This is a genomic window from Microbacterium sp. Bi121, assembly GCF_918698005.1.
Lineage (GTDB): Bacteria > Actinomycetota > Actinomycetes > Actinomycetales > Microbacteriaceae > Microbacterium.
This window is the reverse complement of the sequence record NZ_CAKKLJ010000004.1, coordinates 64,105-79,730: the sequence shown is the minus strand read 5'-3', so window position 1 is coordinate 79,730 and position 15,626 is coordinate 64,105. Positions and strand designations below refer to the sequence as shown.

At 68.5% G+C, this 15,626-nt stretch carries 11 protein-coding genes; 7 read left to right on the top strand and 4 right to left on the bottom strand.

What is annotated here, in order from left to right; translation table 11 throughout:
- Positions 1–25: 25 nt before the first annotated feature.
- Positions 26–2,089, bottom strand: a complete 2,064-nt coding sequence (gene glgX / locus LQZ87_RS07435) for a glycogen debranching protein GlgX (RefSeq protein ID WP_230102836.1) — start codon at positions 2,087–2,089, stop codon at positions 26–28.
- 92 nt (positions 2,090–2,181) lie between these two features.
- Between glgX and LQZ87_RS07430 the strand changes: the two genes are divergently transcribed.
- Genes LQZ87_RS07430 through ligA form a run of 3 tightly spaced genes read left to right on the top strand, consistent with a single transcriptional unit; the run spans position 2,182 to position 6,858 of the window.
- Complete coding sequence (locus LQZ87_RS07430; RefSeq protein ID WP_230102835.1) at positions 2,182–3,366, top strand: cysteine desulfurase family protein; 1,185 nt, start codon at positions 2,182–2,184, stop codon at positions 3,364–3,366.
- A gap of 34 nt (positions 3,367–3,400) precedes the next feature.
- Positions 3,401–4,498 carry a tRNA 2-thiouridine(34) synthase MnmA gene (mnmA, locus tag LQZ87_RS07425; protein WP_230102834.1) on the top strand — a complete coding sequence of 366 codons (1,098 nt, stop codon included), beginning with the start codon at positions 3,401–3,403 and terminating at the stop codon, positions 4,496–4,498.
- Between the two features lie 41 nt (positions 4,499–4,539).
- On the top strand, positions 4,540–6,858 hold the full coding sequence (gene ligA, locus LQZ87_RS07420; protein WP_230102833.1) for an NAD-dependent DNA ligase LigA: 2,319 nt from the start codon (positions 4,540–4,542) through the stop codon (positions 6,856–6,858).
- 100 nt (positions 6,859–6,958) lie between these two features.
- On the opposite strand, the gene LQZ87_RS07415 is transcribed toward ligA, so the two are convergent.
- From LQZ87_RS07415 to LQZ87_RS07405, 3 genes are all read right to left on the bottom strand, one after another.
- Positions 6,959–7,234, bottom strand: coding sequence for an acylphosphatase (locus LQZ87_RS07415; RefSeq protein ID WP_230102832.1), 276 nt, complete (start codon positions 7,232–7,234; stop codon positions 6,959–6,961).
- A 103-nt stretch (positions 7,235–7,337) separates the two neighbouring features.
- Positions 7,338–9,143 (bottom strand): DEAD/DEAH box helicase, encoded by a 1,806-nt coding sequence (locus LQZ87_RS07410; RefSeq protein ID WP_230102831.1) that lies wholly within the window; start codon positions 9,141–9,143, stop codon positions 7,338–7,340.
- Positions 9,144–9,192: 49 nt separating this feature from the next.
- On the bottom strand, positions 9,193–10,893 hold the full coding sequence (locus LQZ87_RS07405) for a long-chain-fatty-acid--CoA ligase (protein ID WP_230102830.1): 1,701 nt from the start codon (positions 10,891–10,893) through the stop codon (positions 9,193–9,195).
- A 60-nt stretch (positions 10,894–10,953) separates the two neighbouring features.
- Between LQZ87_RS07405 and gatC the strand changes: the two genes are divergently transcribed.
- From gatC to dinB, 4 genes are read left to right on the top strand one after another with little or no spacing between them, the layout of a single operon-like run.
- A complete protein-coding gene (gene gatC / locus LQZ87_RS07400; RefSeq protein WP_230102829.1) occupies positions 10,954–11,253 on the top strand; it encodes an Asp-tRNA(Asn)/Glu-tRNA(Gln) amidotransferase subunit GatC in 300 nt (99 codons plus the stop codon).
- Positions 11,250–12,767 carry an Asp-tRNA(Asn)/Glu-tRNA(Gln) amidotransferase subunit GatA gene (gene gatA / locus LQZ87_RS07395; RefSeq protein ID WP_230102828.1) on the top strand — a complete coding sequence of 506 codons (1,518 nt, stop codon included), beginning with the start codon at positions 11,250–11,252 and terminating at the stop codon, positions 12,765–12,767. The genes gatC and gatA overlap by 4 nt, the downstream gene beginning before the upstream one ends.
- Positions 12,767–14,296, top strand: a complete 1,530-nt coding sequence (gene gatB / locus LQZ87_RS07390) for an Asp-tRNA(Asn)/Glu-tRNA(Gln) amidotransferase subunit GatB (RefSeq protein WP_230102827.1) — start codon at positions 12,767–12,769, stop codon at positions 14,294–14,296. The genes gatA and gatB overlap by 1 nt, the downstream gene beginning before the upstream one ends.
- A 35-nt stretch (positions 14,297–14,331) precedes the next feature.
- Positions 14,332–15,588, top strand: coding sequence for a DNA polymerase IV (dinB, locus tag LQZ87_RS07385; RefSeq protein WP_230102826.1), 1,257 nt, complete (start codon positions 14,332–14,334; stop codon positions 15,586–15,588).
- Positions 15,589–15,626: the final 38 nt, after the last annotated feature.

The following is a 15,626-nucleotide window of genomic DNA, read 5'->3' as shown; positions in this document are numbered from 1 at the left end:
AACCCGCCTGCGGGGTGTGCCGTCGCTACTCGACGCGGAACAGGCGCATCGACGTTCCTGGCGTCGGGATCACGTCTCCCGGCGCGAACTCCCGGGCGTCATCGTTCGGCTGCTCGTCGGCGCTGGACCACAGTGAGACGAACTTCGTCGCGCCGTCGATCGTTGCGGGCAGCGTCACCTCGGTGGGTGACTCGGTGCCGTGCACGATCAGCAGGATCCGGTTGATCGGTTCATCGACGGGCGTGGATTCGGCGACGTACTGCAGCGTGCGGCTGCCCGGATCGGTCCACTGCGCCTCCTCCATCATCTCGCCGTTCTGGTTGTACCAGTCCATGACGGAAGCGTTCGGCGTGTGCACATCGCGCCGCGCGTAGCGACTCGGCCGCAGGGCGGCGTTCTCACGTCGCAGCTTCGTGAGGGCGGTGACGTGAGCGCGCAGATCCATCTGCCACGGCTCGTGCTCCCAGCTGAGCCAGGTCAGCATGGAGTCCTGCGCGTAGGCGTTGTTGTTGCCCCGCTGGGTGCGACCCGTCTCGTCGCCGGCGGTGATCATCGGGATGCCGGCGGACAGCAGCAGCGTGCCGAGCAGGTTGCGCATGGCCTTGCGGCGTGCGGCGTTGATCGCCGCATCGGAGGTCGGACCCTCTACGCCGTGGTTGAACGCGCGGTTCGTGTCGGCACCGTCGCGGTTGTCCTCGCCGTTGGCCTCGTTGTGCTTCACATCGTAAGTGACGAGATCGTGCAGCGTGAACCCGTCGTGCGCGGTGATGAAGTTGATCCCGGCGAGCGGCCCGCGCTCCTTGCTGAACGTGTTCGAGGATCCGGCGAGACGGGTGGCGAACCCGCCGATGCCGACCGGGGCGGAGGCGCGGCGGGCGTAGTCGATGTCGCTCAGCCAGAAGTTGCGCACACGGTCGCGGTAGCGGTCGTTCCACTCGTGCCAGCCCGGCGCGAAGTTGCCGGTCTGCCAGCCGCCGAGGCCGACGTCCCACGGTTCGGCGATGAGCTTGACGTCCTGCAGAGCCGGATCGTCGCGGATCGCGATGAGCAGCGGATGCTCGCGCGAGTACTCGTGCGCGGCATCCCTGCCGAGAGCTGCGGCGAGGTCGAAGCGGAACCCGTCGATCTGCATCTCATGCGCCCAGTAGCGCAACGAGTCCAGCACCAGCCGGGCGCCGGCATCCACCGCCGTGTTCAAGGTGTTCCCGACTCCTGTGGTGTCGATATAGGCGCCGTCGGGCTGCTGACGGTAGTAGTTCGCGTTGTCGATTCCGCGCAGACTCGAGCGGGGGCCTCCGATGCCCTCCTCCGAGGTGTGGTTGTAGACCACGTCGAGGATGACCTCGAGACCTGCCTCGTGCAGCAGCTTCACCATTCCCTTGAACTCGGCGAGCACGGCCTCCGGCCCCTGCTTCCGGGCGTCCTCGGTCGCATACGCGGTGTGCGGAGTGAAGAAATTGAGGGTGTTGTAACCCCAGTAGTTGGTGAGACCTCGTTCGAGGAGACGCGGCTCCGGCACGAACGCATGCACGGGCAGCAGTTCGATCGCAGTGATGCCGAGCGAGTGGAAGTGCTCGATCATCGCCGGGTGCGCGAGACCGGCGTAGGTGCCGTGCAGCGCCGGCGGCACGTCGGGATGCCGCTTGCTGATGCCCTTGAGATGAGCCTCGTAGATCACGGTGCTGTCGAGGGAGACGCCCGGCTTCTCGACACCGCCCCAGTCGAACCCGTCCTCGATGACCACGGAGCGCCAGTCCTCGTAGCCGGTGCCCTGCGCCAGGCCGCGTGCGTACGGGTCGAGCAGCAGGGTCTCGGGGTTGAACGTGTTTCCTGGGGCGTGCGGACCCCCGACGCGCAGGGCGTACCGGGTGCCGGGCTGCAGCAGCGCGGTCGTCACCTGCCAGACATCGTCGGACTGCCTCTCCAGCTCCACCTCGTCGGTGACCCAGTCGAGATCGGTCTCGTCGAAGACGACGAGCTCGATCGACGAGGCGTTCTGAGACCAGACGCGCAACGTCGCCGTGCCGTCGTGCAGACGCACGCCGAGGTTGTCGAGGGCAGCACCGCCGGGAGCTGTGAAGTCGGGCATGAGTCAAGAGTATGCGGGATGCGCTGGCGTCTCACTCGAAAGGACACTCGGTTCCAGGTGCCGACACAGCAGAAATGGGGGAGAGTTGAGGGATGCGCTTCTATCTCGACCATGCGGCGACGACCCCGCTGCGCTCGGAGGCGCGCGAAGCATGGCTCGCGGCATCCGACGTCATCGGCAACGCCTCCTCGACGCACGGCGCGGGTCAGGATGCTCGTCGCCTGCTCGAGGACTCACGGGAGCGCATCGCAGGGACGCTCGGATGCGATCCGATCGAGGTCGTGCTGACTTCCGGCGGGACGGAGTCGATCAACACGGCGCTTCACGGCCTCTGGGAATCGCGTTCCCCTGATGCCGGCGCCACGGGGTCCGACACGATCGTGCTCCCGGACGGCGAACACCACGCCACCATGGACACCGTCGCGGCGCTCGCAGCGGCCGGCGCCACCGTTCGGCAGGTACCGCTGACCGAGCTCGGACGCATCGAACCGGGCGCGTTCGCCGCGCAGCTGCCAGGGGCGGCCGTCGCCACCGCGCTGGTCGCGAACAACGAGGTCGGCACCGTGAACGACGCCGCGGCGCTGGCGGCAGCAGCCGCGGACGCCCGCGTGCCGCTGCACCTGGACGCCGTCGCAGCGCTCGGGCATCTGCCCCTGTCATTCCGCAGCCTGCGGGGGGATGCCGCGGCCGGAACAGGCCTCGTCGCGCTGAGCGTCGCAGGTCATAAGATCGGCGCCCCTGTCGGGATCGGCGCGCTCGTGGTCGACCGCACCGCGAAGATCGCTCCGCTCCTGCGCGGGGGAGCCCAGCAGCGGGGGCTTCGCGCCGGGACACAGGACGTACCGGGAGCTGCCGCCTTCGCTGCGGCTCTCGTCGCGGCCGAGCGCGAGCGCGAGGGTGAGGGCGTGCGACTGCGCGGACTCCGTGACCGTCTGATCGACGGCATCCGATCGGCCGTCCCTGAGGCGCGCCTGCTCGGCGATCCGATCGAGCGGCTGCCGGGCAACGCGCACTTCCTCTTCCCCGGCGCCGTCGGCGAGAGCCTGCTCTTCCTGCTCGATGTCGCAGGGGTCGCGGCATCCACCGGGTCGGCCTGTCAGGCGGGCGTCGCCGAGCCCTCGCACGTCGTCCTGGCGATGGGCGGCAGCGAGCGCGATGCGCGCAGCGTCCTACGATTCACGCTCGGCCGCACCTCCGCCGACGCCGACGTGGATGCCGTGCTGTCGGCGATCGCCGACGCGTATGCGCGTGCATCCGGGCAGCTGAACGCTCGCTGAGCCTGTCGAAGCGTGCGGATCGTAGACTGGACCCATGCGGATTCTTGCGGCCATGAGCGGTGGCGTGGATTCCGCCGTCGCGGCTGCACGTGCCGTGGAGGCGGGCCACGACGTCACCGGCGTCCACCTCGCCCTCTCCCGGGCCGGCGGAACGCTGCGCACGGGCAGCCGCGGGTGCTGCACGATCGAGGACGCCATGGACGCCCGGCGTGCCTCTGACATGCTCGGAATCCCGTTCTACGTCTGGGACTTCTCCGAGCGGTTCCGCGACGACGTGATCGACGATTTCATCGCCGAGTACCAGGCCGGTCGCACCCCGAACCCGTGCATGCGCTGCAACGAGAAGATCAAGTTCGCCGCCCTCCTGGAGCGCGCGATCGAGCTCGGTTTCGACGCCGTCTGCACCGGCCACTACGCGACGCTCGTGGACGGTGAGGGCGGTCTCGAGCTTCATCGCGCTTCGGACAACGCCAAGGACCAGTCCTACGTGCTCGGCGTCCTGACTGCCGAGCAGCTCGCGCACACGTACTTCCCGCTGGGCGAGACGCCGTCGAAGGCGCTCGTGCGTGCTGAGGCGGCCGAGCGCGGCCTCAGCGTCGCGCAGAAGCCCGACAGCCACGACATCTGCTTCATCCCCGACGGCGACACCCGCGGGTGGCTGGCCGAGAAGGTCGGTGCCGAGCAGGGCGAGATCCTCGATCGGAACGGCGACGTCGTCGGCTCGCACGACGGCGCGCATGCGTTCACCGTCGGACAGCGCCGCGGACTCAAGCTCGGCGTGCCGGCGCCCGACGGCAAACCTCGGTTCGTGCTCGAGGTGCGTCCTGTGTCCAACACGGTCGTCGTCGGCCCCAAGGAGGCACTCGCGATCGGCGAGATCTCGGGGGAGCGGCACTCGTGGGCCGGAGCTGCGCCGACCTCTGACTCATTCGACTGCGAGGTGCAGATCCGCGCGCATTCGGAGCCTGTGCCGGCGCATGCCACGGTCTCGTCCGACGGAGTGACGGTCGTCCCCGACGTGCCGCTGGACGGCGTCGCCCCTGGACAGACCGCCGTTCTCTATGTCGGCACCCGGGTGCTCGGCCAGTTCACGATCGACAAGACGGTGTCAGCGGTGCCGGTACCGGCCTGATCCCCGACTGGGATGTCCATCCCCACTCGTAGACTGTTCGGGTGCCGGAGAACATCTCGCTGGAAGACGCCCGCATCGAGGCCGAAGAGCTGACGACCCGCATCCTCGAAGCGAAGGACGCGTACTACGGGCGCGACACCTCGCTCGTCGACGATGCGACCTACGACGGGTGGATGCACCGGCTCGAAGAGCTCGAGCGCCTGCACCCCGAGCTGGCGGGGCAGGACTCGCCGACGCAGATGGTCGGGGCTGCGCAGGCCACGGGTCTTGCGACGATCGAGCACGCCGAGCGGATGCTGAGCCTCGACAACGTCTTCTCGATCGACGAACTGCGCGAGTGGGCGGCTAAGACGCAGACGTCGGCCGGCCGCGAGGTCGCCTGGCTCACGGAGCTGAAGATCGACGGCCTCGCCATCAACCTGCGCTATGAGAACGGCATCCTCACCTCGGCCGCCACGCGCGGCGACGGGCGGGTCGGCGAGATCGTCACCGAGAATGCCCTGCGGCTGCCGATGATCCCCGAGCGGCTCAGCGGCGAGGGGCATCCGGAGATCGTCGAGGTGCGCGGAGAGGTGTTCATCCCCGTCGCCGCGTTCAAGCGTCTGAACGCGGCTCAGGCCGACTTCCGCGACCGCGCCTACGCGGATGCCCTGGGACGCTGGGAGGCCCGCTCGGGCGCCAAACGGCCGTTCGACGAGGACAAGGCGCGCAGTGCGGCGGCCCGCCGATTCCCGGCGTTCGCGAACCCGCGCAACGCGGCCAGCGGCGGCCTGCGTCAGCAGATCGACAAGAAGGACGGGCTCGAGCTCGAGGCGGGCCTGCTGCGCATCGCGTCGCTCGACCTGTACGTGCACGGCATCGGCGCCTGGCCGAACCCTCCCGTGGCGGCGCAGAGCGAGGTGTACGAGCTCCTGGCCTCGTGGGGCCTGCCGACGAGCCCGCACTCGAAGGTGTGCGGCTCGATCGACGAGGTCACGGAGTTCGTGGCGCACTACGGCGAGCACCGGCACGACATCGAGCACGAGCTCGACGGCATCGTCGTCAAGGTGGATGAGCTGGCGCTGCACGACGAGCTGGGCATGACCAGCCGCGCGCCGCGATGGGCGATCGCGTACAAGTACCCGCCCGAGGAGGTGCAGACCACACTGCTCGACATCGTCGTCTCGGTCGGGCGAACCGGTCGTGCCACACCCTTTGCTGTCATGGCGCCCGCCCATGTGGCGGGATCCGTCGTGCGTCAGGCGACCCTGCACAACAAGGACGTCGTCAAGGCCAAGGGCGTGCTGATCGGCGACACCGTCGTGCTGCGCAAGGCCGGCGATGTCATCCCCGAGGTGCTGGGCCCGGTGGTCGAGCGCCGTGACGGCACCGAGCGCGAGTTCGTCATGCCCGAGAACTGCCCGGAGTGCGGCACGCCGCTGCGCCCCATGAAGGAGGGCGACATCGATCTGCGGTGCCCGAATGCGCGGTCGTGTCCTGCGCAGGTGCGCGGCCGCGTCGAGCACATCGGTTCGCGCGGGGCGCTCGACGTCGAGGCGCTCGGCGAGGTGACGGCGGCGGCACTGACACAGCCGAGTTCGCCGGCGGAACCGCCGCTGGATACCGAGGCGGGACTGTTCACGCTGACGCTCGATGAGCTCGTGCCGATCGAGGTCGTCGTGCGGGATGCCGAGACTGGGCTGCCGAAGGAGGACGACGACGGCATCGTCAAGACGCGTGCGCCGTTCCGCCGCAATTCCACCGCGGCCGAGAAGAAGCAGGGCGTCGACGGGCCGCAGCCCTCGTCGCAGGCGACCAAGCTGCTCGCCGAGCTCGAGAAGGCGAAGACCAAGGAGCTGTGGCGTCTCCTGGTGTCCTTGAACATCCGGCACGTCGGGCCGGTGGCCGCGCGGGCACTCGCGCAGTGGTTCGGGTCACTGGAGGCGATCCGTGCGGCGTCGCGGGAGGAGCTCGCCGCCGTCGAGGGCGTCGGCGGCATAATCGCCGACTCGTTGCTGGACTGGTTCGAGGTCGATTGGCACGTCGACATCGTCGAGCAGTGGGCAGCTGCCGGGGTACAGTGGGCGACGCCCGGGCACCCAGGGGCCGGCGCCGCCGTCGCCGAGGGCGGCGTGCTCGAAGGACTCACCGTCGTCGCGACAGGATCCCTGGACGGTTACACCCGCGACGGCGCGCAGGAGGCGATCATCCAGGCCGGCGGCAAAGCTGCCTCGAGCGTCTCGAAGAAGACGGATTTCGTCGCTGCAGGGCCAGGGGCGGGCTCCAAGCTCGGCAAGGCCGAGGAGCTGGGCATTCGCATTCTGGACGCCGCGCAGTTCCACATCCTCGTCACGCAGGGTCCCGACGCGCTCGACTCCTGACTTCGACTGCGAGAATTCCGTTGCACGCTGACAATGACGTCGGCAGCAGCATTCTCAGTGGACAATGCAACTCTCGCGGGGCGATTCTCGCGGGGAGGGGTCAGGCAGTCGCGTGGATCTCGAACGTGGTGGCAGAACCGGATGCCGTGCCCGACAGTGCGACCTCGTCGACGTGCGATCCCGCCGGGCCGTGAGCGATCGCGTCGAGGACGTCCTGGACAGCGGCATCCGGCCCATGCAGCTCAGCCTCGACGGCGCCGTCACGCAGATTGCGCACCCACCCGGTCACGGCGTGAGCGGTCGCAGCATCCCTCACGAACCACCGGAACCCGACGCCCTGCACGCGTCCGCGCACGACGACCCGCACTGACCTCATGCGTCCCAGCATGCCAGCGGCGAAAGCACGAGACGAGGTTTACGGCACGAGACGGGCGTTCAGAACGCTTGTCTCGTGCGGCAAACCTCGTCTCGCGGCGCGTTCAGCCCTTGTGACGGGGCTTGCGGAACGGCTTGTCGTCGCGTGACGGACGGTCGCGTCGCTCGTAGCCGCCGTCGCGCGGGACTCGTGCGCCACCGCCGCGGGGGCCGCGGTCGGCCTTGATCTCGATCGCACGCCCCGAGATGCGCGTGTCGCGCAGCTTCTCGAGCACGGACGAGTCCATGTTCGCCGGCAGCTCGACGATCGAGAAGTCGGGGTTGATCTTGATCGCGCCGAAGTCGTCGCGGCCCAGCCCGCCCTCGTTCGCCAGGGCGCCGACGATCTGACGCGGCTCGACCCGGTGACGACGGCCGACCTCGATGCGGTACGGCGCGTAGTCGCCGCGGCTCCGACGCTCACGGGGGTCTCGTGCCGGCCGATCCCGATCCCGCCCCTCGCGAGGGGGACGGTTGTCGCGCTCGACGGCGGCGGTCAGGGCATCGTTGGCGGGGTCGAGCAGGAGCGGGGTCTCGCCCTGCGCGACCACTGCCAGCGCGGCTGCGACATCGGCCTCCGGCACGTCGTGGTTGCGGACGTAGTGGGCGATGATGTCACGGAACTTCTCGATGCGATCCTGCTCGCCGAGCGCCGTGGTGATGGCGTCGTCGAAGCGGGCGAGGCGCGTGGTGTTCACGTCCTCCATCGTCGGCAGCTGCATCTGCGTCGGCTGCTGACGGGTCGCCTTCTCGATGTGCTTGAGCAGATAGCGCTCACGCGGAGTGATGAAGCTGATCGCGTCGCCGGTGCGGCCGGCGCGACCGGTGCGGCCGATGCGGTGCACGTAGGACTCGGTGTCGGTGGGGATATCGAAGTTGACGACGTGGCTGATGCGCTCCACATCCAGGCCCCGGGCGGCGACGTCGGTCGCGACGAGGATGTCGAGCTTGCCGTCCTTCAGCTGGTTGACGCTGCGCTCGCGCTGCACCTGCGGAACATCGCCGTTGATCGCCGCAGCCGAGTACCCGCGGGCGCGCAGCTTCTCTGCGAGAGTCTCGGTCTCGTTCTTGGTGCGGACGAACACGATCATGCCGTCGAAGTTCTCGACCTCGAGGATCCGGGTCAGAGCGTCGACCTTCTGCTGGTACGAGACGACGAGGTACCGCTGCGTGATGTTCTGGTTCGTCGTGGTCTTCGCGGTGATCGCGACTTCTTCAGGCGTGTTCAGGTACTGCTGCGCGAGGCGGCGGATCGCCGGCGGCATCGTCGCCGAGAACAGGGCGACCTGCTTCTCGGCCGGTGTCTGGGCGAGGATCTGCTCGACATCCTCGGCGAAGCCCATCTTCAGCATCTCGTCGGCCTCATCGAGGACGAGGTACTTCAGCTCCGACAGGTCGAGAGTGCCCTTGGCCTGGTGGTCCATGATGCGACCCGGCGTGCCGACGATGATGTGCACGCCGCGCCGCAGAGCGGACAGCTGCTGCCCGTAGCCCTGCCCGCCGTAGACGGGCAGCACGTGCACGCCCTTCATCTTCGCGGCATAGGACTCGAAGGCCTCGCACACCTGGAGCGCGAGCTCGCGGGTCGGCGCGAGCACGAGCGCCTGCGGCGTCTTCTGCGTGACGTCGAGGTTCTCGAGCACCGGCAGCGCGAAGGCAGCGGTCTTGCCCGTTCCCGTCTGCGCGGTGCCGAGCACGTCGCGCCCCTGAAGCAGGAGCGGAATCGTCGCCGCCTGGATAGGGGAGGGGGTCTCGTACCCGAGGTCGCGGATCGCCTTCAGGACGGGCCCGGTGATGCCGAGCTCCTCGAAACCGGGAGCGGTGGGTGGTTCTTCGGTGGGCGCGGTCAGCGATGCGTCTTCAGGGGTCACTACCTAAAGGTAGCGCCCCGGTGGTCTCGTTGTCTGTGAAGTCGCATCCTCACTCGGAGCCGGTCAGGGCGAGAATCCGCTCCTTGACCTGGCGGCGCAGCACTTTGCCGATGAGAGACTTCGGCAGCTCATCGACGACGAACAACCGTCGGGGGACCTTGTAGGGGGTCAGGATGCCGCGGGCGAAAGCACGGATCGCCTCCTCGTCCAGCTCGGCATCGGCTGCCAGCACGATCGCGGCGACGACCTCTTCGCCCGAGTGATCGCTCGGCATGCCGACGACGGCGACGTCGTCGATCGCCGGATGCTGACGCAGCACGTTCTCGACCTCGGTCGGGGAGACGTTGAAGCCGCCGGTGATGATCAGCTCCTTGATCCGGTCGACGATCCGCACGAACCCGGTGTCGTCGATCGTGACGATGTCGCCCGTGCGGTACCAGCCGTCGACGAACGCCTCCTCCGTCGCCTCCGGCTTGCCGTAGTAGCCCGAGAAGACCTGCGGGCCCCGCACGACCAGTTCGCCGGGGGAGCCGGACTCAACGTCCTTGGTCGGCTCGTCGGGGTCGACCACGCGGCATTCCGTGCCGGGCAGCGGTAGACCGACCGTCCCAGCGACGCGGTTGTCGGCCACCGGGTTCGCCATGAGGACGGGGGAGCATTCGCTCAGTCCGTAGCCCTCGACGAGGTAGCCGCCGCTGGCGGCCTCGAACGGCACGACGAGATCGTGCGGAAGCGCCATCGCGCCCGAGATCGCGACGTCGGTGCCGGCGAGCGAGACGCCCTTCGCCTTCGCGGCAGCGAGCAGCCGGTCGGCGATCGGCGGGACGAGCGGCAGGAACGTCGGCGGATGCTTCTTGACGACGTCGAGCACGAGGTCGGGGTCGAACTTCGGGAACAGCACGAGCCGTGCACCCATCGACATCGCGAAGGTGAGGCACAGGGTCAGTCCGTAGGCGTGGAACATCGGCAGCACCGCGTAGACGACGCACCCGTGGCCGCGCTGGATCGACGGCACCCATGCCCTCGCCTGCGCGGCGTTCGCGAGGAGATTGCGATGCGTGAGCGCGGCGCCCTTCGGAGTGCCCGTCGTACCGGAGGTGTACTGGATGATGGCGAGATCGTCGGTCGCCGGCTTCGGATGCGATGCGGGCAGCGGGTCGGATGCCACCACCTTCTCCCACGGAACGGTTCCGCGCACCTTCTCGGTGAGGGCCGCACGCGACTCGCGCGCCTTCGCGACCGGAAGCGTGAGTGCGACGCGGGTCAGGAACGGCATCGCTCGCGTGACGTCGACGGAGACGAGAGCGTTCACCGCGAGATCGCGGGGGAAGTCCTGGACGGTGCCGACGACCTTGTTCCAGACGATGGCGTGCTTGGCGCCGTGATCCTCGAACTGCTTGCGCAGCTCCCTCGGCGTGTACAGCGGGTTGTGCTCGACGACGACCGCGCCCAGTCGCAGGACCGCATAGAAGGCGACGATGTGCTGCGGGCAGTTCGGCAGAACGATGGCCACAGGGTCGCCGGATCGGACGCCGAGGGCGTGAAGGCCGGCGGCGGCCCGGTCGATCGCGTCCTGCAAGTGCGCGTACGTCGTCTCGCGGCCGAAGAACTCCAGCGCAGGAGCATCCGGATAGTCACGCGCCGACGCCTCGACGATGTCGATGAGCGACCCGGTGACAGCGGCGAGATCTTCTGGAACCCCGTCGGCGTAGCTGGAGATCCAAGGACGAGGGGGAACGTACGTCGTCATGGTGTCCAGCCTATTGCGATCACGGCAGGCCGCCCGCAGAGCGCCAACTAGAATGGACGGGTGTCTGAAATCACCCCTGATCTTGTGCGCCATCTCGGCGTGCTCGCGCGCATCCAGCTGAACGACGACGAGGTGACGCTGCTCACCGGGCAGCTCGACGCCATCGTCGACAACATCGCGAAGGTCTCGCAGGTCGCGACGCCGGACGTGGTGGCCACGAGCCACCCGATCCCGCTCGCGAACGTCTTCCGCCCCGATGAGGTCGGCGAGACGCTCACGCACGAGCAGGTGCTGCAGAACGCGCCGGATGCCGCGGACGGCCGTTTCCGCGTGACTGCGATCCTCGGAGAAGAACAATGAGCGATCTCATCCGACTGACCGCCGCCGAACTCGCCGACAAGCTCTCCGCGGGCGAGATCTCCAGCCGCGAGGCCACACGGGCGCACCTCGACCGCATCGCCGCCGTCGACGGCGACGTCCACGCCTTCCTGCACGTGAACGACGGAGCCCTGGCCGCAGCCGACGCGATCGACAACGCGCGCGCCGCGGGCGAGCAGCTCCACCCGCTCGCCGGTGTCCCGCTGGCGATCAAGGACGTCCTGGTCACCACCGACCAGCCCACCACCAGTGGCTCGAAGATCCTCGAGGGCTACATGTCGCCCTACGACGCGACCGTCGTCGCGCGCTCGCGCGCTGCCGGCCTCGTACCGCTCGGCAAGACGAACATGGACGAGTTCGCGATGGGCTCCTCCACCGAGCACTCGGCCTACGGCCCGACCCGCAACCCGTGGGACCTCGACCGCATCCCCGGTGGCTCCGGTGGGGGCTCCGCAGCCGCCGTCGCCGCTTTCGAGGCGCCGCTCGCGCTCGGCTCCGACACCGGCGGCTCGATCCGACAGCCCGCGCACGTCACGGGAACCGTCGGAGTCAAGCCCACATACGGCGGTGTCAGCCGCTACGGCGCGATCGCCCTGGCGTCGAGTCTCGACCAGGTCGGACCCGTCACTCGCACGGTGCTCGACTCCGGGCTTCTGCACGACGTCATCGCCGGGCACGACCCGCGGGACTCGACGTCGCTGACCGACGCATGGCCATCCTTCGCGGATGCCGCCCGTGAGGGCGCCAGCGGGGACGTGCTCAAGGGACTCAGGGTGGGCGTCATCAAGGAGCTGCCCGACTCCGGGTTCCAGCCCGGCGTCGCGGCATCCTTCCGCGCCTCCCTCGAACTGCTCGAGAAGCACGGCGCCGAGGTCGTCGAGATCTCCACGCCGCACTTCGAGTACGGCGTTGCGGCGTACTACCTGATCCTTCCCGCTGAGGCGTCGAGCAACCTGGCGAAGTTCGACTCCGTCCGATTCGGGCTGCGCGTCACGCCCGAGGGCGGCGCGACCGTCGAGGACGTCATGTCGGCGACGCGCGAGGCCGGGTTCGGCGATGAGGTCAAGCGCCGCATCATCCTCGGCACGTACGCGCTGTCGGCCGGGTACTACGACGCCTACTACGGCAGCGCGCAGAAGGTGCGCACGCTGATCCAGCAGGACTTCGACCGCGCGTTCGAGCAGGTCGATGTGATCGCGACGCCGTCGGCTCCGACCACGGCGTTCAAGATCGGCGAACGGATCGATGACCCGCTGCAGATGTACTTGAACGACGTCACGACGATCCCGGCGAACCTCGCCGGCGTCCCCGGCATCTCGATCCCGTCGGGGCTGGCTGACGACGACGGTCTGCCCGTCGGCATCCAGTTCCTCGCCCCCGCGCGTGAGGATGCTCGTCTGTACCGTGTCGGCGCCGCGCTCGAAACCGCACTCGTCGACTCGTGGGGAGCCCCGCTGCTCACCCGCGCACCGCAGCTCGCAGAAGGGAACCGCTGATGGCCGCGGCAAAGCTGATGGACTTCGACAAGGCACTGGAGCTGTTCGAGCCCGTGCTCGGCTTCGAGGTGCACGTCGAACTCAACACGAACACGAAGATGTTCTCCGCGGCGCCCAACCCCGCCAACGAGAAGTACCACGCTGCCGACCCGAACACGCTCATCGCGCCGGTCGATCTCGGTCTGCCCGGTGCGATGCCTGTCGTGAACGAGACGGCGATCCGCTCGTCGATCAGCCTCGGTCTCGCGTTGAACTGCTCGATCGCAGAGTCGAGCCGGTTCGCGCGCAAGAACTACTTCTACCCTGACCTCGGCAAGAACTACCAGATCTCCCAGTACGACGAGCCGATCGCCTACGAGGGCTCCGTCGTCGTCGAGCTCGAGGACGGCACGCTCGTGACCGTGCCGATCGAGCGCGCGCACATGGAGGAGGACGCGGGCAAGCTGACCCACATGGGCGGGGCGACCGGTCGCATCCAGGGCGCGGAGTACTCGCTCGTCGACTACAACCGTGCCGGGGTGCCGCTGGTCGAGATCGTCACCAAGACGATCTTCGGCACGGATCACCGCGCTCCCGAGGTGGCGAAGGCCTACGTCTCCACGATCCGCGACATCGTGCGCAGCCTCGGCATCTCCGAGGCGCGTCTCGAACGCGGAAACCTGCGCTGCGACGCGAACGTGTCGCTGCGTCCGCGCGTCGCCGAGGGCGAGGAGCCGGCTCCGCTCGGCACCCGCACCGAGACGAAGAACGTCAACTCCATGCGATCCGTCGAGCGCGCCGTGCGGTACGAGATCCAGCGTCAGGCGCAGATCCTCCACGATGGTGGAACGATCACGCAGGAGACCCGCCACTGGCACGAGGACACCGGGACGACCTCACCGGGGCGCCCCAAGTCGGACGCCGATGACTACCGGTACTTCCCTGAGCCTGACCTTCTTCCTGTGCAGCCGGCGGCCTCGCTCGTGGAGGAGCTGCGCGCGGCGCTCCCTGAGCAGCCGGTCACCCGTCGCCGTCGCCTCAAGGCCGACTGGGGCTTCACCGACCTGGAGTTCCAGGACGTCCGCAACGGCGGGCTCATCGACGAGGTCGAGGCCACGATCGCCGCTGGTGCTACGCCGGCTGCGGCACGCAAGTGGTGGACGGGCGAGATCTCCCGCCTCGCGAACGCGCAGGACAAGGATGCCGCCGAGCTGATCAGCCCCGAGAACGTCGCCGCGCTGCAGAAGCTCGTCGACGAGGGCACGCTCACCGACAAACTCGCCCGGCAGGTCCTCGAGGGCGTCATCGCCGGTGAGGGAACGCCGCAGGAGGTCGTCGACTCGCGCGGTCTGGCTGTCGTGTCGGACGACGGCGCGCTGATCGCCGCGATCGATGATGCTCTGGCTGCTCAGCCCGACGTCATGGCCAAGATCAAGGACGGCAAGGTGCAGGCGGCCGGTGCGATCATCGGCGCTGTGATGAAGGCCATGAAGGGTCAGGCGGATGCCGCCCGAGTGCGGGAACTCGTCCTGGAGCGTGCCGCGCAGTAGTTCTCAATGTCTGACCCCCAGAGGAGAATGGACACATGGGGCGCGGTGACGGACGTGGCCGCATCGTCTCGCCAGACGGTGCGGATGACACGGGTACGCGCATCCTCCACGTCGACATGGACGCGTTCTACGCGGCCGTCGAGGTCATGGATGACCCGTCCCTGCGGGGCCTGCCGCTGATCATCGGTGCGCCGGACGGCCGTTCGGTCGTCTCGAGCGCATCGTACGAGGCTCGTCGCTACGGGGTGCGAGCTGCCATGCCCGTCGGGCAGGCGATGCGCCTGTGCCCCACGGCGAGGATCGTGATGCCGCATTTCGATCGGTACCAGGCGGTGTCCAAGCAGGTCATGGCGGTGTTCGAGTCGATCACGCCCATGGTCGAACCGCTGTCGGTCGATGAGGCTTTCCTCGATGTACAGGGCGTTCGGCGATTGTGGGGGAGTCCTGGACAGATCGCGAAGCTCGTGCGCGAGCGAGTGAGTGCCGAAGTCGGCATCACCTGCAGCGTCGGGGTCGCCGCCACCAAGCACGTCGCGAAGATGGCCTCGACCATCTCGAAGCCCGACGGTCTGCTCATCGTCGCTGCAGCGGACACCCTGGACTTCCTGGCGCCGCGCTCGGTGCGGGCGATGTGGGGAGTAGGTCCCAAGGCTTCGGAGGCGCTCGAGGCACGAGGCATCCGGACCATCGGGGATATCAGGGACTCACCGCAGGAGATGCTCGATCGTGCGGTCGGCGCTGCACTCGGTGCACGCATCGCCCAGCTCGCTCGAGGCCAGGATGCCAGGGCCGTCGAGACCGAACGGGTCGAGAAGAGTGTGGGCCATGAAGAGACGTTCGAGACCGACGTCATCGACCGGGAGTTCCTGCGCGCCGAACTTCTGCGCCTCGCCGATCGCGTCGCGGTACGGCTCCGTCGCGCGGACTGGGAGTGCGCGACCGTGGCGATCAAGATCCGATTCGACGACTTCACCACTCTCAGTCGATCGCAGACGCTCGCCGAACCCACCTCGGTCGGTCAGCGCATCGGGGAGGCCGCACAGAGCCTGTACGAATCGATCGACCGGAGGGATCCGATTCGCCTCGTCGGAGTGCGCGCGGAGAAGCTCCGCCCTGCCGGCAGCTCGGCGTTCGCGCTCTGGGACGACGATGAGCACTGGCGCAAGGTCGAAGGCGCACTCGACGATGCACGCGCACGATTCGGCAGTGCCACGATCACCCGCGCCCGGCACGTCGGACGCGGAGACGGCCGAGGGGCCGTGCGTCACCCGAAGGATCACGGCGTCGATTGACCACGGCGCCGATTGAGCCCCCGAAGGAGACCGGCGCC

What these genes read in the sequence shown, in the direction of transcription:
- dinB (WP_230102826.1), top strand. Translation starts at nt 14,332, where the DNA reads ATGGGGCGCGGTGACGGACGTGGCCGCATCGTCTCGCCAGACGGTGCG.
- gatA (WP_230102828.1), top strand. Translation starts at nt 11,250, where the DNA reads ATGAGCGATCTCATCCGACTGACCGCCGCCGAACTCGCCGACAAGCTC.
- glgX (WP_230102836.1), bottom strand. Translation starts at nt 2,089, where the DNA reads ATGCCCGACTTCACAGCTCCCGGCGGTGCTGCCCTCGACAACCTCGGC.
- LQZ87_RS07430 (WP_230102835.1), top strand. Translation starts at nt 2,182, where the DNA reads ATGCGCTTCTATCTCGACCATGCGGCGACGACCCCGCTGCGCTCGGAG.
- LQZ87_RS07415 (WP_230102832.1), bottom strand. Translation starts at nt 7,234, where the DNA reads ATGAGGTCAGTGCGGGTCGTCGTGCGCGGACGCGTGCAGGGCGTCGGG.
- gatB (WP_230102827.1), top strand. Translation starts at nt 12,767, where the DNA reads ATGGCCGCGGCAAAGCTGATGGACTTCGACAAGGCACTGGAGCTGTTC.
- LQZ87_RS07405 (WP_230102830.1), bottom strand. Translation starts at nt 10,893, where the DNA reads ATGACGACGTACGTTCCCCCTCGTCCTTGGATCTCCAGCTACGCCGAC.
- mnmA (WP_230102834.1), top strand. Translation starts at nt 3,401, where the DNA reads ATGCGGATTCTTGCGGCCATGAGCGGTGGCGTGGATTCCGCCGTCGCG.